This window comes from Maribellus sediminis (assembly GCF_011799805.1).
In the GTDB taxonomy this organism is placed as follows: Bacteria; Bacteroidota; Bacteroidia; order Bacteroidales; family Prolixibacteraceae; genus Draconibacterium; species Draconibacterium sediminis_A.
Genome location: NZ_WXUB01000003.1, coordinates 63632 through 83686, shown reverse-complemented (window position 1 = coordinate 83686; position 20055 = coordinate 63632). Strand labels below are relative to the sequence as shown.

The 20055-nt window shown below is 43.3% G+C and carries 20 protein-coding genes and 1 tRNA gene; 17 read left to right on the top strand and 4 right to left on the bottom strand.

Annotated elements, in window-relative coordinates; translation table 11 throughout:
• Positions 1-87: 87 nt before the first annotated feature.
• Positions 88-882 carry a hypothetical protein gene (locus HFD85_RS12225; RefSeq protein ID WP_167609944.1) on the bottom strand — a complete coding sequence of 265 codons (795 nt, stop codon included), beginning with the start codon at positions 880-882 and terminating at the stop codon, positions 88-90.
• Between the two features lie 76 nt (positions 883-958).
• Between HFD85_RS12225 and HFD85_RS12220 the strand changes: the two genes are divergently transcribed.
• The 7 genes from HFD85_RS12220 (at position 959) to HFD85_RS12190 (ending at position 6971) form a co-directional block, all read left to right on the top strand.
• Positions 959-1477, top strand: a complete 519-nt coding sequence (locus HFD85_RS12220; RefSeq protein WP_167609941.1) for a TrmH family RNA methyltransferase — start codon at positions 959-961, stop codon at positions 1475-1477.
• Positions 1478-1566: 89 nt separating this feature from the next.
• Complete coding sequence (locus HFD85_RS12215) at positions 1567-2508, top strand: LysR substrate-binding domain-containing protein (protein WP_167609938.1); 942 nt, start codon at positions 1567-1569, stop codon at positions 2506-2508.
• 228 nt (positions 2509-2736) lie between these two features.
• Positions 2737-2817, top strand: a tRNA-Leu gene (locus HFD85_RS12210).
• Positions 2818-2894: 77 nt separating this feature from the next.
• Positions 2895-4247, top strand: a complete 1353-nt coding sequence (gene tig, locus HFD85_RS12205) for a trigger factor (RefSeq protein ID WP_167609935.1) — start codon at positions 2895-2897, stop codon at positions 4245-4247.
• A gap of 212 nt (positions 4248-4459) precedes the next feature.
• On the top strand, positions 4460-5137 hold the full coding sequence (gene clpP, locus HFD85_RS12200; protein WP_167609932.1) for an ATP-dependent Clp endopeptidase proteolytic subunit ClpP: 678 nt from the start codon (positions 4460-4462) through the stop codon (positions 5135-5137).
• A complete protein-coding gene (gene clpX, locus HFD85_RS12195) occupies positions 5137-6369 on the top strand; it encodes an ATP-dependent Clp protease ATP-binding subunit ClpX (protein ID WP_240925045.1) in 1233 nt (410 codons plus the stop codon). Before clpP ends, clpX begins: the two co-directional genes overlap by 1 nt.
• 44 nt (positions 6370-6413) lie before the next feature.
• Positions 6414-6971, top strand: a complete 558-nt coding sequence (locus tag HFD85_RS12190) for a molybdenum cofactor guanylyltransferase (RefSeq protein ID WP_167609930.1) — start codon at positions 6414-6416, stop codon at positions 6969-6971.
• A gap of 8 nt (positions 6972-6979) precedes the next feature.
• Here HFD85_RS12190 and HFD85_RS12185 read toward each other — a convergent pair whose 3' ends face one another.
• Positions 6980-7675, bottom strand: a complete 696-nt coding sequence (locus HFD85_RS12185) for a Crp/Fnr family transcriptional regulator (RefSeq protein WP_167609928.1) — start codon at positions 7673-7675, stop codon at positions 6980-6982.
• 134 nt (positions 7676-7809) lie between these two features.
• On the opposite strand from HFD85_RS12185, the gene sqr reads away from it, so the two are divergent.
• From sqr to HFD85_RS12165, 4 genes are read left to right on the top strand one after another with little or no spacing between them, the layout of a single operon-like run.
• Positions 7810-9045 carry a type III sulfide quinone reductase, selenoprotein subtype gene (gene sqr / locus HFD85_RS12180; protein WP_167609925.1) on the top strand — a complete coding sequence of 412 codons (1236 nt, stop codon included), beginning with the start codon at positions 7810-7812 and terminating at the stop codon, positions 9043-9045.
• Positions 9046-9063: 18 nt separating this feature from the next.
• On the top strand, positions 9064-9744 hold the full coding sequence (locus HFD85_RS12175; protein ID WP_167609922.1) for a DUF1641 domain-containing protein: 681 nt from the start codon (positions 9064-9066) through the stop codon (positions 9742-9744).
• 10 nt (positions 9745-9754) lie between these two features.
• A complete protein-coding gene (locus HFD85_RS12170; protein ID WP_167609919.1) occupies positions 9755-10066 on the top strand; it encodes a TusE/DsrC/DsvC family sulfur relay protein in 312 nt (103 codons plus the stop codon).
• Between the two features lie 18 nt (positions 10067-10084).
• Positions 10085-10588, top strand: coding sequence for a DsrE/DsrF/DrsH-like family protein (locus tag HFD85_RS12165; protein ID WP_167609916.1), 504 nt, complete (start codon positions 10085-10087; stop codon positions 10586-10588).
• 54 nt (positions 10589-10642) lie between these two features.
• On the opposite strand, the gene HFD85_RS12160 is transcribed toward HFD85_RS12165, so the two are convergent.
• Together HFD85_RS12160 and HFD85_RS12155 are read right to left on the bottom strand one after the other, a co-directional pair.
• A complete protein-coding gene (locus HFD85_RS12160; protein WP_167609913.1) occupies positions 10643-13342 on the bottom strand; it encodes a cytochrome b family protein in 2700 nt (899 codons plus the stop codon).
• Between the two features lies 1 nt (position 13343).
• Entirely contained in the window at positions 13344-13730 is a 387-nt protein-coding gene (locus HFD85_RS12155) for a QcrA and Rieske domain-containing protein (protein ID WP_167609910.1), read from the bottom strand.
• Between the two features lie 511 nt (positions 13731-14241).
• Between HFD85_RS12155 and HFD85_RS12150 the strand changes: the two genes are divergently transcribed.
• The 6 genes from HFD85_RS12150 to HFD85_RS12125 all read left to right on the top strand — a co-directional run bounded on the left by HFD85_RS12150 (position 14242) and on the right by HFD85_RS12125 (position 20045).
• A complete protein-coding gene (locus HFD85_RS12150) occupies positions 14242-16497 on the top strand; it encodes a molybdopterin-containing oxidoreductase family protein (protein ID WP_167609907.1) in 2256 nt (751 codons plus the stop codon).
• Positions 16494-17027: a 4Fe-4S dicluster domain-containing protein gene (locus tag HFD85_RS12145; protein ID WP_167609904.1), complete on the top strand. Its 534-nt coding sequence runs from the start codon at positions 16494-16496 to the stop codon at positions 17025-17027. Before HFD85_RS12150 ends, HFD85_RS12145 begins: the two co-directional genes overlap by 4 nt.
• Before the next feature lie 169 nt (positions 17028-17196).
• Positions 17197-18138 (top strand): NrfD/PsrC family molybdoenzyme membrane anchor subunit, encoded by a 942-nt coding sequence (gene nrfD / locus HFD85_RS12140; protein ID WP_167609901.1) that lies wholly within the window; start codon positions 17197-17199, stop codon positions 18136-18138.
• 20 nt (positions 18139-18158) lie between these two features.
• A complete protein-coding gene (locus HFD85_RS12135) occupies positions 18159-18695 on the top strand; it encodes a YeeE/YedE family protein (RefSeq protein WP_167609898.1) in 537 nt (178 codons plus the stop codon).
• A gap of 131 nt (positions 18696-18826) precedes the next feature.
• Entirely contained in the window at positions 18827-19429 is a 603-nt protein-coding gene (locus HFD85_RS12130) for a YeeE/YedE thiosulfate transporter family protein (RefSeq protein ID WP_167609895.1), read from the top strand.
• A 1-nt stretch (position 19430) separates the two neighbouring features.
• Positions 19431-20045 (top strand): rhodanese-like domain-containing protein, encoded by a 615-nt coding sequence (locus tag HFD85_RS12125; protein WP_167609893.1) that lies wholly within the window; start codon positions 19431-19433, stop codon positions 20043-20045.
• The last annotated feature ends 10 nt before the right edge of the window (positions 20046-20055 follow it).

The window sequence follows — 20055 nt, the reverse complement described above, 5'->3', positions numbered from 1 at the left end:
TAATTACTAAAGTATGCTTCAGTATAGTACCTTTTAGAAATATGTCTCTGGTTTTCTTCTGTTGGAAAGAAACTCCAACTTTTAATATTATTGAATGTTCAGTTGCTTCTCCAGCGTTTTGATTTCTCCTTCAAGCTTCTTTTGTTTTTTGATGGCTTTCGAAAGTGCCAGTGCATCGCGAACAGCTTCCTTGTCGTACTTTTCCAGGATGATGTAATAATATTCGTCGCCCAGGAAAACAGCTTTTAAATTGCGGTCGACATGTTGGGCAATAAACTCTATTACGCCATTGTCCTTTCCATTTCGGTACGATACTTTTTCCCATTTTGCTTCCATAAAATCGCTGCGGTGATTGTCGGGGGTGCCGATTTCAATTTTATCGGTTTTGGCATCTTCGCCACTGTCGTACACCCGCAGCCCGGTGTGGTTCAGCCAGTGGTCGCCATGGTAGTTGCTGCTGAGGTACAGATCGCCCCGTTCATCCAAATGTACCTGAATGTACGAGCGGTCCCAGGCGCGTTTAAAGGTCTGGCGTTTGTGAATGTATTGCGTGTAGCGGTCGAACTCGGTTTTTTCCGTTACAAAATTCTTTTCCAGGTCGGCAATCGTCAATTTCAGCGAATCGAGTTCGGCCTCGGTGCGTCCGTAAACTTCAAAACGTACATCCTTTGCAATGTTATTGGCCGCATTAACCGAATACACAGCTTCAGGATAAAGCCTTGCAATGCTGTCGAGTTGCAGCAGTGCCTGCGTGGTATCCTGTTTTTCGAGCAGCAATTTTGCAGCTTCCAGTTTTACGCGAGCCTTGTCTTCGTCAGAAGGGCCGCAAGCAGTTACAACAATAATCAGTAGCAGTATAATATATAGAATTGCCTGTTTCATCGTCAAATGTTTTTCGCAAAAGTAGTATTTTAGCCCGAGTTGAACGAACGTGTCGCGTACTTTTAAGTGCCTAAATATGAATACCAACTCGATACAATTTTTTAATACTAATCCCGTTGACGTGCCCGGAGGTGCTGCGGAAATAATCCTGGCAGCCTGGCAGATCAGTAATTCCGAAAACATCGGAAAGATCATCCGGCTGGCTCACAATGTTGGGGCAAGTCAGGCATTATTTATACAAGGCGGCGAAAACCACCGGCTTTCTAAAATCAAAAAAACAGCAGGTTTTTCCTTCGATCAGCAAAACTGGAGTTTTTGTTCAGAAGAAGAATTTCTTAGCAATTACCTGCCGTATTACGATAGTGCTGCACTTGAAACCTGCGACGGAGCAACCAATATATTTACTACTCAACTACCGAAGAAAATCCTGTTGCTGGCCGGCAGCGAATCGCACGGAATTCCGGAGCACATTCTTGATAAAATCAATCATAAAGTAGTTATTCCAATGCCGGGTGGCTGCAAATCGATGAATGTTTCCAATGCACTGTCGGTGGCGGCTTTCGAATGGCTGCGGCAAACCAATTATTCGTTGTAGTTCATTATTGTTTTAATAAATTTTAATTCCATCGACAGTTTTCTTCCATTTGATAGATTTTTTCTACTTTAGCCGAAAATCAACGCGCCATGATCACTTTAACCCAATTGGAATATATTGTAGCTGTTGATACCCACAGGCACTTCGGTAAAGCCGCAGAGGCTTGTTTTATCACTCAGCCAACGCTTTCCATGCAAATCAAAAAGCTCGAAGAAGATATGGAAGTTATTATCTTCGACCGGAGCAAGCAGCCACTTATCCCAACCGATATTGGTCAACGCATCATTGAGCAGGCCAGAGTAGTTTTAAAGCAGTCTGAAGAGATCATGAATATTGTGAAAGATCATAAGCACCAGGTTTCTGGGATGTTGCGCATTGGCATTATTCCAACTCTGGCTCCTTATCTTTTACCGATATTTATTGGCGAGTACAAAAAGAAATATCCGAATATCTTTATAAAGGTTACCGAGGCAACTACCGAAAATATTATCAAGCTGCTGAATAAAGACCTTATTGATGTGGGCGTTTTGGTAACTCCGCTGAAAGAGGAGAAGATTATTGAAAAGCCGGTTTTCTACGAAGAAATGCTGATTTATGCCAACAGTCAGCACAAACTGCATACACAAAAAGAAATTACGCTTCAGGACATCGCCACACCGGAAATCTGGTTGTTGAGCGACGGGCACTGTTTTCGCGACCAGGTAGTTAATCTCTGTAATTACCTCGGAACGGCCGACAGCGAGTTGCCTTTCCACTTCGAAGCTGGTTCGCTGGAAACCCTGATGAATATCGTTGATCACGAAGGCGGACTGACGCTGATTCCTGAACTGGCAAAGGCTACCATGTCGAAAAGGCGTGCGTATAACGTGAAGAATTTTACCACTATCAAACCTTTGCGTGAGGTGAGTTTGGTTTATTCGCGGCATTTTGCGAAACATAAACTGATCAACCTACTTTGGAACGTTATGCGCGACGCAGTTCCAAAAGAAATGCAGGAAGCTGAACGCGGTACCATTGTGGAGTGGCGTTAAGGTGAATTTGGAGTTCGGAGTTTAGAGTTCAAAGTTGAAAGCTTTGCCGGAAAAACAGAAAACAGAGTTGGATAGAATGATTCAAAGCTCTGACTTGTAGCTTGCGGCTTGTAGCATGAAGCTCTGCCATCAAAAAACATTATTTCCATAAACCGATTTAATATTCCCTTAATTTTTCGTGTAATTTATGGCGAAATAAAATTTTTATATACCTTTGCGCCGCTAAAAGCGGATGTGGCGGAATTGGTAGACGCGCTAGACTTAGGATCTAGTACCTATGGTGTGGGGGTTCGAGTCCCTTCATCCGCACGACTAACCGCCGACCTTCCTTTTTTGGTAAGGCTTGGCGGTTTTAATTTTTTGAAAGCGATTAAAATTATACGATAATGAACATTACCAGGGAAAATATCGACAATGTAAATGCAGTGATCAACATTGCCATTGAAAAAGCCGATTACGCAAAACAGGTAGAGGACGTGTTGAAAGATTACCGTCAGAAAGCATCGATTCCGGGATTCCGTCCGGGAAAAGCACCAAAAGGCCTTATCCAGAAGAAATTTGGTATGGGTGTGCTGGTGGAAGAAGTAAACAAGTTGCTTTCACAAAACCTGTCGAAATATCTGGTTGATGAAAAACTGCCAATTTTGGGCGAGCCGCTTCCAAACGAAGAGCGTCAGGCTGCTATCGATTGGGAGAAAGATGAAGATTTTACCTTTACTTTCGATGTTGCTTTGGCACCCGAAATCAGCGTTGCACTCGACAAACGCAACAAATTTAAATACTATAAAATTGCGGTTTCCGATGAAATGATCGGACAGCAGGAAGAAATGGCTGCATCGCAATTGGGACAGAATGTTCCGGCTGAAGTAGCTAAGGAAGACAGCTCGGTACGCGGAAATTTTGTTCAGCTCGATGCTGAAGGAAACGAAGTGGAAGGCGGAATTGCTCCAGAAGGTGTTTTGCTAGCTGTTGACAAAATTAAAGACGAAGAAGTTAAAAACGCTTTTGTTGGTTGTAAAAAAGACGACGTGATCATTTTCGATCCGGTTAAAGCTTTTGATAACCGTCACGAAGTGGGGCACATGCTCAATATTTCGCACGAACAGGCTGATGAGTTGAACAGCGAATTCCGCTTTACGGTTACTGAAATTCTTCAGTTCGAAAAAGCTGAATTAAATGAAGAGCTTTTCAAACAACTGTACGGCGAAGATACCGAGGTGAAAACCATCGAGGATTTCAGAGCTAAAATCAAAGAAGACCTGGCTAACAGCCTGGTTTATTCTTCGGAACACAAATTCGCTTTGGACACCCGCGATGCGCTGGTTGAAAAAGTAGCCATGGAATTGCCTGAAGAATTTTTGAAACGTTGGTTGATCGCTGTTAACAAGGAATTGACCGTTGAGCAGGTAGAAAATGAATTCGACAGCTTCATCCTCGATCTGAAATGGCAGTTGATCAAAGACTCGATCTCTAAAGAAAACGAGATTAAAGTTACTCCTGAAGAAGCCGATGAATTTGCAAAACGTTTGGCTTTGGCACAATTCCAGCAGTACGGAATGTACGATGTGCCGGAAGAGCAACTCGAGTCGTTCGCAAAAATGATGATGGATAAACCTGAGGAGCAGGAAAGAATCTACAAAAAGGTTCACGAAGACAAGGTGATTGCTTTGGTAAAAGAAAAAGTGACACTCGACGAAGAGGAAGTATCTCAGGACGAATTCAATAAAATGATGCAATAGGCGGAAAACGCTTATTTCACATTCATGAAACGAGCACATTTAATCACTGATTTTAATCTTGGTGTAAGAAGTGCGAGTTACATGTGATACCAAAGGTTACATTAATTGTAATCACATGAAATAAATTCTGCTGAAGCTAGCAGCAAGAAACTTTTTTATAACTTTGTGAGGTACACAAGTGCTTTACAAAGTTATTTTTTTAAGTATTGACTATGAATAATCAAAACGAATTTCAAAAATATGCAACCAAGCATGCCGGAATCAGCAGCATGACCATGCATAAATATACTTCAATGTACGGAGCGTATATCTCTCCTACTATTATAGAAGAACGCCAGTTGAACATAGCTTCAATGGACGTTTTCTCGCGTTTGATGATGGATCGTATCATCTTTTTGGGTGTACCGATCGACGACACTGTTGCCAATATTATTCAGGCGCAGTTGTTGTTCCTCGAATCAACCGACCCAAGCAAGGATATTCAGATCTACTTTAACTCGCCGGGAGGTTCGGTTTATGCAGGTTTGGGAATTTACGATACCATGCAGTACATCACTGCCGACGTTGCAACCATCTGTACAGGAATGGCCGCATCGATGGCTGCCGTGTTAATGACTGCCGGAACAAAAGGAAAGCGTTCGGCACTGAAGCATTCACGCATCATGATCCACCAGCCAATGGGAGGTGCTTCGGGGCAGGCTTCTGATATTGAGATTACGGCACGCGAAATCAAGAAAATCAAAAACGAATTATACACCATCATCGCCGAACATTCGGGACAAACTTTCGAGCAAATCGAAAAAGACTCGGATCGAGACTACTGGATGACATCGCAGGAAGCGCTGGAATACGGTATGGTTGATGAAGTATTAGTACGGAACGGTAAATAATGGCGGATAAAAAAAATATGGATAAGTGCTCGTTCTGCGGAAGGGAAAAGAACGAGGTGAACCTGCTTATTGCAGGTATCGACGGGCACATCTGCGACCGCTGTGCTGACCAGGCACATTCTATCATCCAGGAAGAGGTGAAAACCAACAATAAATTTGATCTTGACGGTATTAAATTGTTAAAGCCGAAGGAGATCAAAGAATTTCTGGATCAGTATGTAATTGGTCAGGACAGGGCGAAAAAGATTCTGTCGGTTTCAGTGTACAACCACTACAAAAGGTTGACGCAGCATGTTAGCGACGATGAAACCGAAATCGAAAAATCAAATATTATTCTGGTAGGAGAAACGGGAACCGGTAAAACACTTTTGGCAAGAACCATTGCCCGAATGTTGCATGTTCCGTTTACGATTGTCGATGCCACCGTATTGACCGAAGCCGGTTATGTGGGCGAAGACATCGAGAGTTTGCTGACACGTCTGTTGCAGGCTGCCGATTACAATGTGGAAGCAGCAGAACGGGGGATTGTTTTTGTTGACGAGATCGATAAAATTGCCCGTAAATCGGATAATCCTTCCATCACCCGCGATGTTTCGGGAGAAGGAGTTCAGCAAGGACTACTGAAATTGCTCGAAGGTTCAATTGTGAACGTACCGCCGCAAGGAGGTCGTAAACACCCGGAACAAAAACTGATTCCTGTTGATACAAAGAACATACTGTTTATCTGCGGTGGTGCATTTGACGGAATCGAACGCAAAATTGCCAATCGCCTGAATACAAAAGTTATTGGTTACAGTGCTGCCAAAGAAGTTGATCGCATTGAGCGCGAAAACCTGTTGCAGTACGTTTCGCCTCAGGATTTGAAATCGTTTGGGTTGATTCCGGAGATCATTGGGCGTTTGCCGGTATTGGCCAACCTCGATCCGCTGGATAAACACACATTGCGAAATATTCTTACCGAACCTAAAAACTCGGTGATCAAGCAATACAAAAAGCTGTTCGATATTGATGGTATCGAACTAACGTTTGATGAAGAAGCTTTGGAATATATTGTTGACAAAGCCATCGAGTTTAAACTGGGTGCCCGTGGACTGCGTTCGATCTGCGAAAACATAATGAACGATGCCATGTTCGACATGCCTTCAGAGGAAGTCGATCACCTGGAGATCAATAAAGAATATGCCGCAGATAAGCTTGATAAATCGAGTTTACAGCGACTGAAAGCAAGTTAAAAAACAACAATATAAGCCGGGCATTTTGTCCGGCTTTTTTATACATGCAAATCACAGGAACCATATTAACCGGAGGGCAGAGCAAGCGAATGGGCAGCGACAAAGCGCTTTTGCAGCTCGAAGGAAAGACTTTGTTGAAACGAGCTGTCGATCTTTGTTCCGGATTGTGTGAAGAAATTCTGATCAGCTCCAATAATCCGACGCACCGGATCGAGAACTTACGAAGGATCGAAGACGAGGTTGCAGATTGCGGCCCGATTGGCGGGATTTATACTTGCCTGAAACACTCGGCAAACGACTGGAACTTTGTTCTAAGTGTTGACGCCCCATTCGTTCAGCCTGATTTTATTCAATTTCTGAAAAACAAGACTGATCAATTTGATGCTATTGTTCCGGTTCACGATGGCAAAAAAGAACCCTTGATCGCCATGTATCACAAAAATGCTTTACCGCAAATTGAGGCGCAGATTAAAGCAGAAAACTACAAGTTGCATTTTCTTTTACAGGAGTTGAATACCAATTTTGTAGATGCAACAGAATGGCTCGTGAGATATCCTGAGTTGTTTCGTAATTTAAATGCTCCTGAAGATCTTTTGTATTAATCAGCAAACTAGCCGAATTCTGAAATACTTTCCAGGCGGCTTTTATCTACGATTAGTATATCCTTCCCAAATATTTTAATGATGTTATCCTTTCGAAATTCGGATAAAGTCCGGATAACATTTTCGGTTGTCATCCCAATATATTCAGCAATTTCGCGGCGCGAGATGGGCAATTCAAATTCGTCACGTTCGTAAATATAGTTGGCAAAATACAGGAGAACGTGAGCAACCCTCCCTTTTAGTTGTTTTCGCCGTATGATGAGGTTTTCGATAATAATTTTGTCGGTGGCCTCACTAATTCGTACCATCATGTCCATCGTGAACATCGCATTTTCCTGCGCCTTGTTTTTTACCACATTCAGATCCAGGACACAAACGGTAGAATCTTCAAGGGCGGTTACAGAATACATGTGAACTTTGGATGAGAAAACACTCAATAAACTCACAAAATCAAACGGTTTCGAGAAACTGATGATCTGATCTTTTTGTTCGCCAGACGATTTGGAGAGCTTCACCAGGCCTTCCTTCATATACAGAAAATCGTCGATGGGATCTCCTTCATTCAGAATGCGCTGCCCTTTTGTGTAGGTCCGTTCCTCCTTTATGTCACAAATGTCGAAAAGCTCATCCTCGGAAACATGTGAAAAGAATAAGTTTTTCAGCTGACATTGTTCACAGCTACATTTAGGTGTTTTGTAGTTCATATCTGTACTGGCCTTAGCCCTACTAAAGTACCAAATTCTTATGATATTTATTAGATAGTGATAATTATCATAAGGCTCTAAAAATCATAAGTCTTGCCGGCGGGTAACTTTAGATGCAATAAAACTATCAAACTATGAAGCGAATTGTAATACTTGGCGCCGGTACTGCCGGAACAATGATGGCCAATAAACTGCGGAATTCACTCGACAGGGAGGAATGGGATATCACAATTGTGGATCAGTTTAAGACCCATTATTATCAGCCGGGATTTTTATTCATCCCCTTTGGCATTTACAACAAACAGGATGTGATCAAGCCAAAATCGGACTTTATTCCGGCCGGGGTAAAAATGATCTATTCGAAAATTGATAAGATTGAGGCCGAAGCGAATAAAGTGGTTCTTGATGGCGGCCAGGTATTGAATTATGATTTTTTGATTGTAGCTACCGGAACAAAAACAGTTCCTTCTGAAACACCCGGACTTCAGGATAAATTGTGGTACAAGGAGATATTTGATTTTTATACAGTTGAAGGCGCAATGGCGCTTCAGAATTTCTTTAAAGGCTGGGAAGGAGGAAAGCTGGTAATGGCCATTACCGAGTTGCCTTACAAATGCCCGGTTGCGCCACTAGAGTTTGTCTTTCTGGCCGATGCCTATTTTACTGAAAAAGGAATCCGGGATAGAGTTGATATCACCTATGTAACGCCCATGCCGGGTGCTTTTACGAAACCGATTGCAACTAAGATGTTGTCGGAATTACTGGCAGAAAAAAACATCAAGGTTGTTCCTGATTTCTACATCGAAAGAGTGGACAACGACAACAAGAAGTTGATTTCCTACGACGAGAATGAAATTGATTTTGATGTGCTGACGGTTGTCCCTGTGAATATGGGGGATGAAATGATTGAACGAAGTGGCTTAGGCGACGACATGAATTTTGTGCCTACCAACAAGCACACTTTGCAGTCGGTAGCACACGAAAACATTTTTGTATTGGGCGATGCAGCTAACATTCCTACCTCGAAAGCAGGATCGGTGGCGCACTTTGCAGCAGAAATTCTTTTCGAGAACCTGATGAGCGCTATAGAAGGTCGGCCCTTGCAGGCTATGTTTGACGGACATGCCAATTGTTACATAGAAACAGGACATGGTAAAGGAGCATTGATTGATTTTAACTACGATACAGAACCGCTGCCCGGCACTTTCCCGCTTCCGGGAATCGGACCCTTTGGTTTGCTGAAAAATACGAAAATCAACCATTACGGAAAGGTGATGTTCCGCTGGATCTACTGGCACATTTTGCTCAAAGGAAAGGAAATGCCGATAGAACCACACATGACAATGGCCGGTAAGAAAAAGGTGAACTAATAGAAAAGGAGCCTGATAATGGAAGAAAATACATTACAAGCAGAAATAGCCCAACTGAATCAGAAAGTGGATTTGTTGCTGGAATATGTAAACCAACAGCGTCTAAAAACAAATCAACTAGAAGATCTTATTGCCGATATATCGATAGTTGGGAAAGATATGTACGACACAGCAGTTGAGGAACTGGATAACCGAATGGTGCATCTCGATCTGGATGAGGTTAAAGGACTAATGTTAAGGATACTCCGGAACATTGACAACATGAACAAGTTTCTGGAAATGTTTGAAAGCATTAACGATCTTATAAAAGATGCCTCTCCGATTCTGAACGAAGTGATTATCGATTTCACTAAAAAACTGAATGAACTTGACCAAAAAGGCTATTTCGAATTCTTTGCAGAAGCCGGAACAGTTATCGATAATATTATAGCGCATTATAAACCTGAGGATGTTCGCGAACTGGCTGATAATGTGGTCACGATCATGGAAACAGTACGTTCGGCAACTCAACCTGAAATGATGACTGCCCTTAATAACGGGCTAAAAATTTACGGCAGTATGGAAATGAATAATGTTCCCGAATATTCAATCATTAAAGTAATGCGCGAAATGAATCAACCGGAAATGAAACGCGCGCTTGGATTCTTTGTAACCTTTATGAAGAACATGGCGGCTGAAACCAATAAAAATAACACTTAAAATATGAACTATGGCTGAGAAGAATTTAGCAGGAAAAACAGTTGAAGTAACCGAAGAAGGTTACCTGGTAAACACCGGAGATTGGTCGAAGGAAATTGCGGCCGAGATGGCAAAAGAAGACGGCATTGAATTGACCGACAAGCACTACGAGGTATTGGATTATCTGCGCAAAGAACAGGCTGCAGGTGCTACACTTACCATTCGGAAAGTAGGAAAATCGGGTATCACTGATATCAAAGGATTGTATCAGTTGTTCCCGGGCGGACCATTGAAATTGTCTTCTAAATATGCTGGCATACCAAAACCAGCCAGTTGTGTTTAAAACCAAAATCCGGAAATTATGACTGAAGTAAAGGAAACTCCTTTAAAAAAAGTATTGATAATTGTAGCCAAAGCCAATATTGAGGATGTGTATGCAGGCTTGATCATGGCGAACGGTGCAGTTATGGAAGGTATTGAGGCGAAACTGTTCTTTACATTTTTCGGCCTGGATGCCATTACCAAAAAGTACATGAATAAACTGCATACATCAACGGTTGGTAATCCTGGAATGCGCATGCCGGGTGGTCTTCCGTTTCCAACTTTGCTGGGCGCAATTCCTGGTGTGGAAGCGGGTGTTTCTGCCATGATGAAAAAGCAGATGGATGAACTGGACGTTCCGCCGGTTGATGAGTTTTTGGATATGATCACCGCCGGAGGTGGAGAAATATACGCCTGTAAAATGGCAGCAGATATGTTTAAGCTTACCAAAGATGATTTGAGTGACCATGTTGAGGCAATTATTACGGTAGGAGACCTGTACGCAATGTCAGGTGGAGAAGGGACTCAGATTATTTTTACCTAGCTTAATCATTCCAAGGGGGGTAAACGTCATTCATTTATGAGTGGCGTTTTTACTTTAATCCCATGCAGGAAGAATGCACTTCGAGCTTCTCCCCGAGATTAACTCATCAAAATCATCCAGACTTTGTTGCATTATTTTCGAGTCTTCTTTATGACAGGTAAGACAGGCACCGGCAGTAAGAATTCGTTGTTGCTGATCGATGCTGAAAGGGAAAACATTCGATCGGGTTGAAACTTTGCCTTCGCGGGTTTGAAGAAAGTCGATCCAGGCATCAGCCGGCAGCCCGTCGTTCGGATCGCTTTGATACAGCGCCTTGAATTTCCATTTTCCTTTCCCGTTTTCAATCACGTATTTTAATTCACCTTCGCCATAACCCAAAGCCAGCGAACTGTTGTGGCAGCTAACACAGCTTCTTCCTTTTGCTGAAGTGGTATGTGGTGCAGCCGGCGCATACAGGCGGTGAAAGATGGTAGCATCATTTTTATCTCCGGTGTACGAATGCAGGTCGATGGTCATGATCATGCCCGGAAGTACCGGTATAACTTCGGTTTTTTCTTTTGTTTTTCGAATGCCCAGCGTAGGCAGTTTGGCATTGTACTCGCCAATGTATTCCACCCAGCTGCCCGGCTTTTCGCGATTTTCAATCATGTTGTAACCGCGTTCATTAGCGTCATACTCGTTATGGCAACCGATGCAGGTGGGTGCCCACGAAGTATGGCAGCTTGAGCAGGCCAGGCTCGAGTGCGCATTGTCTCTGGAGCATACTTTTGCCGGCGCTTTCATAGTCATTTTCCTGCCGCTGTTTTTAGTAAGAAAGAAAACAGAATCGTTTTCGATGTAGGTATTGATCAATGCACGATTATGTTTTTCGGTAATCAGGAATGTTTTATTCGCAATGTTTCCAAAGCGAAGTGCAGCAATTTTGGCCGATTCATTATCCAGGTTTTCAGCCGTGATTGTTCGTGGTTCACCATTAAAATGGCAGTCGGAGCATTGCACATCCTGCTGATCTTCCTGGTGGGCGTAATGTGTTCCGTCGCCCATTACTTCGTACGAATGATGACAATCGATGCATTCCAGACCAAGTTCGTGGTGTACATCCGCTGGTTGTTTTACAAATACGCGTTCATCTTCAATCAAGCGGTAGTTCGTTGAGTCGGGCATTTCGCTCGCAAGCAAAGTAGTTTCGTGCCAGCCTTCGTAACTGGTCGAAATTCTTCCCGAACGGCTGTGGCAGCCAAAACAATGGTTGTTTGTAATTTTCAAACTGATCTCGGGATGCGATTTTAATATTTCGCCATTGTTCGCTGCCAGCGCTTTTTCTGCTTCCGGACTGTAATTCAGGTGGCAGGCCAGGCAACCTCCACCCCGGCTGAATTCATTAATCGGACCCAATTCTGTTTTTGGATTTCCGAGGTGGCAACGCACACACAAATTTCGCAGGTGTTCATCGGCCGGTGAATCTGCGAGTTCATAAATTGAAGTCAACAGATCAGGATTATCCTGTTCGTTAAAGGTAAATCGGTCAACACTGATCATCCCGCTGAGTGTGGCCATCAAGCCTGTGGGAACACGCTCCACAATTTCAGGGTGACACTGCGTTGTTCCGCACGAAAGTTTAGCTGTGGAAAGATTCCCGGGAATCAGAATCATATTGTTGTGCGACTGATTTTTGTCGGTTGCAAATGGATTGCCGCCGTGGCACGAAATACAGCCGATTGCTTCAGCCGAATGAGAGTCGGTGAAACCATGGGTTTCGGTGTGGCAGGCCAGACAACTTTCTTTTCTTCCCTGGATGACCGGTGAATTTAAAGCTTCATTTAATGTAAAATCAGGAGCGAAATCCACACGTGGTGTTCTGAAATTATGCAGAACACTGGTTTTGTATTCCTGGCTCCACGGCCTAGTCAACTGCCAGCTTTCTCCTCTAAAAAACAGGCCTATTAAGGTAAGTATGGCATATAAACCTGTAAACAGCAGCAGGCTGCGTTTGCTGATGAGCATGGTTTTTCCGGCTGCGGAATTGCTTAAATATACCAGGATCAAAACGACCAGAAATAACAGAAGCGACCAAGCCGGATGTTGCAACCAGTGCAGAATTTCCTGGAAGCCCACAAAGTACCATGGCCCTTTAACCGCCGGATTGATATTATCGTGCAGTGGTGCGCTTAGGAAATAGCTGATCACAAAAGTGGCAAGTGTTGAAACCACAAAGTCCATAACCGGAGGCCAGAATTTGCGGCTGTGTTCTACCATGGCAATGGCTATAAAAACCGTAAAAGTGGCAATGTGGTGTACGTAGATTAACTGGTAGCTTTCCGGTGAGCCCAACAATGAATAAGCCAGTGACTCACCAATTAGCGGAATGCGTTCGGAAAGTGTTTGAAGTATCTGGCGGGCCTGGACACTGTCGGCATCGCCTTTTAATAAAAAGCCGGTGATCATGGCCAGGAAAATGATCAGCAGCGAAAGACTCAGCCGAAAAGCGATTCCGGGTTTCAGTCCAATTTTCATTTTGTGGTGAAAATGGTCGTAAAGGTGGATCAGGCTGAGAATAAGAAAAAACTGAGAACTCCAGTAGTGATAATTTCTTATGAACGACGCCCACGGATTGCTGACCATAATGGTACTGACGCTCAAATACGGATCTTTAGCATCAAACGGAATAGCCAGCATGACACCGGATAACAGAACCAACCAGAACATGGCAAGTGCGTATGTTCCAAAAGTGGTTTTATTTTTCTTCCGTTTCATTTTAGCCATTTATTGTGATGTTGTTTCCATCTTCCGATATGGTGGACGGGACCACTTTCAGATTTTTATAAGCAGGGCCTTTCAATACGTTCCCCTGTAAATCGTATTGCGAACCATGACAGGGACATACAAAGTGGTCGCCTTCCAGTTTATCGATTTTGCAGCCTAAATGTGTGCAGTGTGCAGAATATACAGTGGTAGTGTTATTTTTTGTTACAATAATATAATCAGCACTGAAGGCAATTTCCTTATTTCGGTTAAACGGCAATGTAAGGCTTTTCTGTTTTACAGCTTCCAGATGATTCAGGGTAAGTTTGTTCCATATAAAGGCAAAAAAGGAGACCAATCCAACGGCACCAATCCTCAAAAAAGTTCTCCTGCTTCTCATAATCTTAAATTAATACAAGCAAATATGAGATAAATTGCCAAGATTTGAAACCTGACACACCACTTTTCAATCTGATTTCGGTGGCTTCCATAACAGTAATTCTCACAATTTCAAGCCCTTTTGCGCTTGTTCAACTCAGACAGGAGGGACCTCTAATTTGGAAACAGACCAGATATGTTATGGAGCATTTGTTCTATTTAATACTTTTTTGTCTCATTTGTTATTTTGTGATTGATGGATTGTAATTATTTGTTTAAAAGTCTGTAAAAGAATGATATAAAACATAACAAAATGAGCAAAAGATCGTTAAATTCGCCCTCGAAACTGTGCTGCAACTTGCTTATTTTTAATGTTTTCAAATAGGAGTATGTCATCGTTGTTCTCTAAAAAGCTTTTTATATTTGCAGCCAATAATCTAGAGATGTAGATACGTAGAAACGTGTATTTTATAGGTCAGTTCTTCTGATCCCCGAATAAGATCAGTTTCTTTTACAACAATAACATTTTACGAATGAAGACCAGAAGGGATTTTATTAAAATTTCAACAGCCGGTGCCGGAGCAGTAGCCTTAAGTTATAAGGCTTTTGGTTCGAAAGGTTTTGGCCTTTTCGAATCGAATTCGGTCGACCCGGTGAGTGATGAAGACCTCACACCTTATCCAACTTATTGCGAGGTATGTTTTTGGAAGTGTGCAGGCTGGGCTTATGTCGATAAAAGTGGTAAAATCAGAAAGGTGCTTGGTAACCAGGATGATCCGCATTGTAACGGCCGTTTGTGTCCGCGTGGAACAGGTGGTGTTGGAATGGTTTACGATAACGACCGTCTGAAAAAACCGCTGATCCGCGAAACACGCAAGGATGGAAGCCAGTTTTTCCGCGAAGCAGAATGGGACGAAGCACTCGACCTGGTAGCTTCCAAAATGAAAGAGGTAAAGGAAAAGTACGGTCCTGAAGCATTTGGCTTGTTCAACCACGGAACACCGGGTGGGCAGTTTCATCACCTGTTAAAAGCTTATGGTTCGGAAAGCAATGCCGAGCCTGCCTTTGCTAACTGTCGTGGACCGCGTTCTTCGGCTTTCTTTTCAACCTTTGGAGCCTATGTTGGATCGCCCGAAAATACCGATATCCGTGACACCAAATGCCTGGTGCTGATCGGATCGCACATTGGCGAGAACATGCATAACTCGCAGGTTCAGGAAATGTCGGAAGCCATTGACAACGGTGCTACGATTATAACCGTCGACCCGCGGTTTTCAACTGCAGCAGCACACTCGCAACACTGGTTGCCCATTAAACCGGCTACCGATATCGCGCTTTTACTGGCCTGGATCCATGTGCTGGTTTACGAAGAACTGTACGATAAAGACTTTGTTGAAAAATACACTTTCGGGTTGGAATACCTGAAAGATCATGTTAAGAATTTTACTCCTGAGTGGGCTTATGGAATTACAACCATCGAGCCTGAAAAGATCAGGGAAACAGCACGTGCAATGGCAGGTGCCGCTCCTTCGGTTATTGTTCACCCGGGACGTCATGTGGTTTGGTATGGCGACGATACCCAACGCGAGCGTGCAATGGCTATCTTAACTGCATTGCTTGGTGCCTGGGGAAAACGAGGTGGTTTTTATTTCCCTGAAGGTGTTTCTGTACCAGCATTTCCGCATCCGCATTTCCCGGAACCGGAATGGACCTGGAAAGATTGGAACGAAGGAAGGTATCCGTTGGCAACAATGGGAATTACTACCGAATTGCTGAAAGCATCTATTCCGAGATACAATTACAAACACCAGGTAAAAGCATGGCTGGTAGCAGGTACCAACCTGCCGCTATCGATGCCGGATAAACCATTGTTCAAAGAAGCCGCAGCAGCTGTTGAGTTTATTGCCGTTATGGATACCATGCCGATGGACATAACCGGATACGCCGATGTAGTGTTGCCCGAAGCAACTTACCTGGAGCGTTACGATGTGATCCGTTCGGCACCTAACCGGGAGCCAAACATTGCGTTAAGAATGCCGGCTATCGAGCCAATGTACGATTCGAAACCGGGATGGTGGATCGCCAAACAAATTGGTGAGCGTTTGGGCTTGCACGATTACTTCAATTTTGACGATTATTCTGAAGTAATTGACTGGCAACTGAAACAACTCGGAACTTCACTGGAAGAAATGAAGAAAATCGGGGTGAAGAAATTCCCGAGAAAGAGTGGCCCCTTGTACATGGGCGATAACGAAGATTTTACGTTCAACACCAACAGTGGTAAAATAGAATTGTATTCTACCGATTTTGCTGATCATGGTTTCGATGCGATGCCAAAGTTCACCAAACATCCGGAACCGCAACAGAATTTTTACCGCTTAATATATGGCCGCGCGCCAATGCACACCTTCAGTCGTACCTCAAATAATCCGAATCTTTCCGATCTGATGAGCGAAAACAGCGTTTGGGTGAATCCAAAGGTTGCCGACTTATGGGGATTGAAAAAAGGACAGGAAGTGTGGCTGAAAAACCAGGACGGACATGTGACTTCGTTCCCGGTAAAAGTGCGTGTAACCGAACGAATTCGTTGGGATTCGGTTTACATGGTACACGGTTTCGGACATAAAAACAAAAAACTTTCGCGTGCTTTCGGAAAAGGAGCCAGCGACACTGAAATGATCACAAACGTGGTGGTTGATCCGATTATGGGTGGAACCGGCATGAGAGGAAACTTTATAACATTTTTAACTGAAGAACCTGCACGGGAAGAAAAGGAGGTTAAAGCATGAGGTATGCAATGGCGATCGACACCAAAAAATGTGTCGGATGTGGCGACTGTGTAGTGGCCTGTCAAACTGAGAATAATGTACCGCACGGCTATTGCCGCGACTGGATCGTGGAAAGTGTGGATGGAACCTATCCAAGTTTAAGCCTGGAATTCCGTTCTGAGCGTTGTAATCACTGCGATAACTCACCTTGTGTGCGTTGCTGCCCAACCGGTGCAAGTCATATCGAAGAAGGTGGAATTGTTACGGTTACCCATCATAAATGTATTGGTTGCGGTGCCTGTATTCAATCTTGTCCTTACGATGCACGTTATTCGCATCCTGAAGGATATGTTGATAAATGTACGTTCTGTTTGCACCGTGTTCAAAAAGGACAAAGCCCAGCTTGTGTTGATGTTTGTCCGACCAGGTGTTTACATTTCGGCGATCTCGACGATCCGAACAGCGATGTTTCACTGGCGATAAAAGACCGTAAATGGAAAACGCTGGCTCCTGAAGCCGGTACTGATCCACAACTGTATTTTCTTACTTAATGTAGATGTAATAAAGTGATAGATTACAGAATTAATATAGCGGTTCAATCGAACATACTCACCCTGATCGTGACTACGTCACAATCGTCCCTCTCTACAGGTAGAGAGGGAGAAGAGGGAGAGTCAATAACTTGTATAAACGACTTTAGGTCCTAAAAAATAATAATTTATGAAGGAAGAATTATTTGTAAGCGGACGAAATATTCCAAATATCGATCCATACCTGAATATCTGGCACTGGCAGATTCCACTTTATTTGTTCTTAGGTGGTTTGGCTGCCGGGATCTTATTTTTTGCCGGATACTTTGTAGTAAGAGGTAAAGAAAAGGAAATGCAGACTACCGTTAAGTGGGCGCCAATTCTTGCTCCAATCGCACTGATACTCGGCTTGTTTGCCCTGTTTCTCGATTTGAAACACAAACTCTACTTTTGGCAACTGTACACCACCATCCGTCTGGAATCGCCGATGGGTTGGGGAGCCTGGACTTTGATGATCATCACGCCATTATCGTTTGTTTGGGTAGCCAGTTATATGAAGGAATTAGTACCCGGGTGGCACTGGAAATTCGATTTTCTTGAAAAATTCGAAGCCTGGGTCATCAAAAACAGAGTTGGTCTTGCCTGGATCATGATGATCTATGCGATTATCCTCGGAGTTTATACTGGGATATTGCTTTCGGCGTTCAACGCCCGACCTTTATGGAATACATCCATTTTAGGGCCGCTTTTCCTGGTTTCCGGTTTTTCTACGGGGCTTGCTACTATCATCTGGATGAGCAAAGATGCGAACGAACGAAAAGTATTAAGCCGGATTGACCTGGTATTTATCTTTATCGAACTATTCCTGATCATTCACCTGTTTATGGGATTTTTGGCCGGATCGCAAACTGCAATCGAAGCTGCGAATCTTTTCCTCGGAGGTGAGTTTACGGTAAGTTTCTGGGTGTTCGTGGTATTGATCGGATTGATTTTACCTGCCGTATTTGAAACCATTGAAATATGGGGAATTCATGTGCCAAAATGGTTGCCACCGGCAATGATCCTGTTTGGTGGATTTATGTTCCGTTTTATCATGGTGGAAGCCGGACAGATAACACGCTATTTATATTAAAAACATTATAAGATTGAATTATGAGTACTGATAAAGCTGTAAACGGTCAACCAAAATACATCAATCCTTATTTGGGAGGAGTTTTGCTTGGTCTGCTTATTCTTGCAACTGTATTTGTTACCGGGCGCGGTATTGGAGCCAGTGGTGCAATTAAAAGTGCTGTGGTAACTACATCGAATACTGTTGCTCCGTCAGCAACACAGTCAAACGCATACATGGGAAAATTTGTCAGCGACGATCATTCGCCAATGTATACCTGGTTGGTCTTTGAATCACTGGGAGTATTGCTGGGAGGATTGTTGTCGGGATTGATATTTGGTCGTGTTGGCAAATTCAGAACCGATAACGGCCCGCAAATTACCAGCAAAAAGCGCTGGATTCTGGCAATAATTGGGGGTGCGCTATTTGGTCTTGGCAGTCAGTTTGGCCGCGGATGTACCAGTGGAGCAGCTTTGAGTGGAACTGCGACATTTGCCCTGGGAGGAGTAATCGTGATGTTCGGAATTTTCGGAACCGGATATATCATTGCCTACTTCTTCAGAAAACTTTGGATATAGAAGAAAGTTGGCAGTAGCAGTTGGCAGTTTCCAGTGGCTAATCTACTGAGAACTGAGACTGAGACTGAAAACTAAGACTGAGAAAATATGACTTATCATTTTATACATAGAACATTCAAAAACATTAAAATATGGGACCTTTAATTCCTAACGGCATAATTGGAGAAGGCTGGGATTTTGTAATCGCAATTTTAATCGGAATCGCTTTTGGGTTTATTCTTGAAGCTTCAGGATTTTCTTCATCGAGAAACCTGGCCGGTGTATTTTACGGTTATAATTTTGTAGTGCTTCGCGTATTTTTTACTGCGCTTATTGTAGCCATGGTTGGCCTGATGTATTTCGATTACTTCGGTTGGCTCGACCTTTCAAAAATATTTATCCTTCCTACTTACCTCGGGCCTATGATAGTTGGAGGTATAATAATGGGATTTGGATTTATAATCGGCGGTTACTGCCCGGGAACCAGTTTTACGGGTATTGCAATAGGTAAACTCGATGCACTGTTTTTTACCGTAGGGCTTTACCTGGGAATCATGGGATTCTCGCTGGCTTTCCCGCTATTCGAAGGATTTTACAACAGTGGTTCAATGGGAAATATCACCTTAACAGAACTTACCGGAATTCCTGCACCTTATTTTGCCATGGCTTTTACCGTTGTGGCGCTGGCGGCATTCTGGGGAACCATGTTTATTGAAAAACGTGTACGTAAAAATATGAAGCAATATAAATTCTAAGATGATGAACAGAAATTATATTTTTCTCACAATTCTAATGCTTGTACTGGCCGGAGGAACGCTCTTCCTTTCAATGAATGATGAGCCCGATCAAATCGATCCGAAAGTGCTTTTGGAGGAAATGATTCAGCCTACAAGATATGTTTCTACCGATCAGGTAGCTAAAATGCTCATCCAGGGCGATCCTTCGTTGATGTTGATTGATGTTCGCAGCGAGGACGATTATAGTTATTATACCTTACCCGGTGCAGTAAACATTCCACTCGATAGCTTGCTGGTTAACGGCAATCTTTCGTACCTGGGAATGCCCGGGACTAAAGTTGTTTTTGTTTCCAACGACGATATTAAAGCCGATCAAATGTGGGTACTCACCAAACGCTTGGGTTACAACAGTACTTATGTTCTGAAAGGTGGAATTAATTGCTGGATGCAAACCATTATAGAACCGCAGCGACCAAGTGATGATGCACCTGCTGTCGATTTTGAAACATACACTTTCAGAAAAGGAGCCCAGATGTATTTCACCGGAGCGGGATCAGGAGAATCGGAAGCAACAAAAGTTGACGTCGAAGTACGTCGTCGTGAAAAGAGCAACGTTGCAGCCGGAGGATGTTAAACTTAACTTG

Bases quoted from the DNA above. Each gene is read 5' to 3' on its own strand.
- HFD85_RS12185 (WP_167609928.1), bottom strand. From the start codon at position 7,675: ATGAACTACAAAACACCTAAATGTAGCTGTGAACAATGTCAGCTGAAA.
- sqr (WP_167609925.1), top strand. From the start codon at position 7,810: ATGAAGCGAATTGTAATACTTGGCGCCGGTACTGCCGGAACAATGATG.
- tig (WP_167609935.1), top strand. From the start codon at position 2,895: ATGAACATTACCAGGGAAAATATCGACAATGTAAATGCAGTGATCAAC.
- HFD85_RS12165 (WP_167609916.1), top strand. From the start codon at position 10,085: ATGACTGAAGTAAAGGAAACTCCTTTAAAAAAAGTATTGATAATTGTA.
- clpX (WP_240925045.1), top strand. From the start codon at position 5,137: ATGGCGGATAAAAAAAATATGGATAAGTGCTCGTTCTGCGGAAGGGAA.
- clpP (WP_167609932.1), top strand. From the start codon at position 4,460: ATGAATAATCAAAACGAATTTCAAAAATATGCAACCAAGCATGCCGGA.
- HFD85_RS12160 (WP_167609913.1), bottom strand. From the start codon at position 13,342: ATGAAACGGAAGAAAAATAAAACCACTTTTGGAACATACGCACTTGCC.
- HFD85_RS12150 (WP_167609907.1), top strand. From the start codon at position 14,242: ATGAAGACCAGAAGGGATTTTATTAAAATTTCAACAGCCGGTGCCGGA.
- HFD85_RS12135 (WP_167609898.1), top strand. From the start codon at position 18,159: ATGAGTACTGATAAAGCTGTAAACGGTCAACCAAAATACATCAATCCT.
- HFD85_RS12220 (WP_167609941.1), top strand. From the start codon at position 959: ATGAATACCAACTCGATACAATTTTTTAATACTAATCCCGTTGACGTG.
- HFD85_RS12225 (WP_167609944.1), bottom strand. From the start codon at position 882: ATGAAACAGGCAATTCTATATATTATACTGCTACTGATTATTGTTGTA.
- nrfD (WP_167609901.1), top strand. From the start codon at position 17,197: ATGAAGGAAGAATTATTTGTAAGCGGACGAAATATTCCAAATATCGAT.
- HFD85_RS12155 (WP_167609910.1), bottom strand. From the start codon at position 13,730: ATGAGAAGCAGGAGAACTTTTTTGAGGATTGGTGCCGTTGGATTGGTC.
- HFD85_RS12125 (WP_167609893.1), top strand. From the start codon at position 19,431: ATGATGAACAGAAATTATATTTTTCTCACAATTCTAATGCTTGTACTG.
- HFD85_RS12145 (WP_167609904.1), top strand. From the start codon at position 16,494: ATGAGGTATGCAATGGCGATCGACACCAAAAAATGTGTCGGATGTGGC.
- HFD85_RS12215 (WP_167609938.1), top strand. From the start codon at position 1,567: ATGATCACTTTAACCCAATTGGAATATATTGTAGCTGTTGATACCCAC.
- HFD85_RS12190 (WP_167609930.1), top strand. From the start codon at position 6,414: ATGCAAATCACAGGAACCATATTAACCGGAGGGCAGAGCAAGCGAATG.
- HFD85_RS12170 (WP_167609919.1), top strand. From the start codon at position 9,755: ATGGCTGAGAAGAATTTAGCAGGAAAAACAGTTGAAGTAACCGAAGAA.
- HFD85_RS12175 (WP_167609922.1), top strand. From the start codon at position 9,064: ATGGAAGAAAATACATTACAAGCAGAAATAGCCCAACTGAATCAGAAA.
- HFD85_RS12130 (WP_167609895.1), top strand. From the start codon at position 18,827: ATGGGACCTTTAATTCCTAACGGCATAATTGGAGAAGGCTGGGATTTT.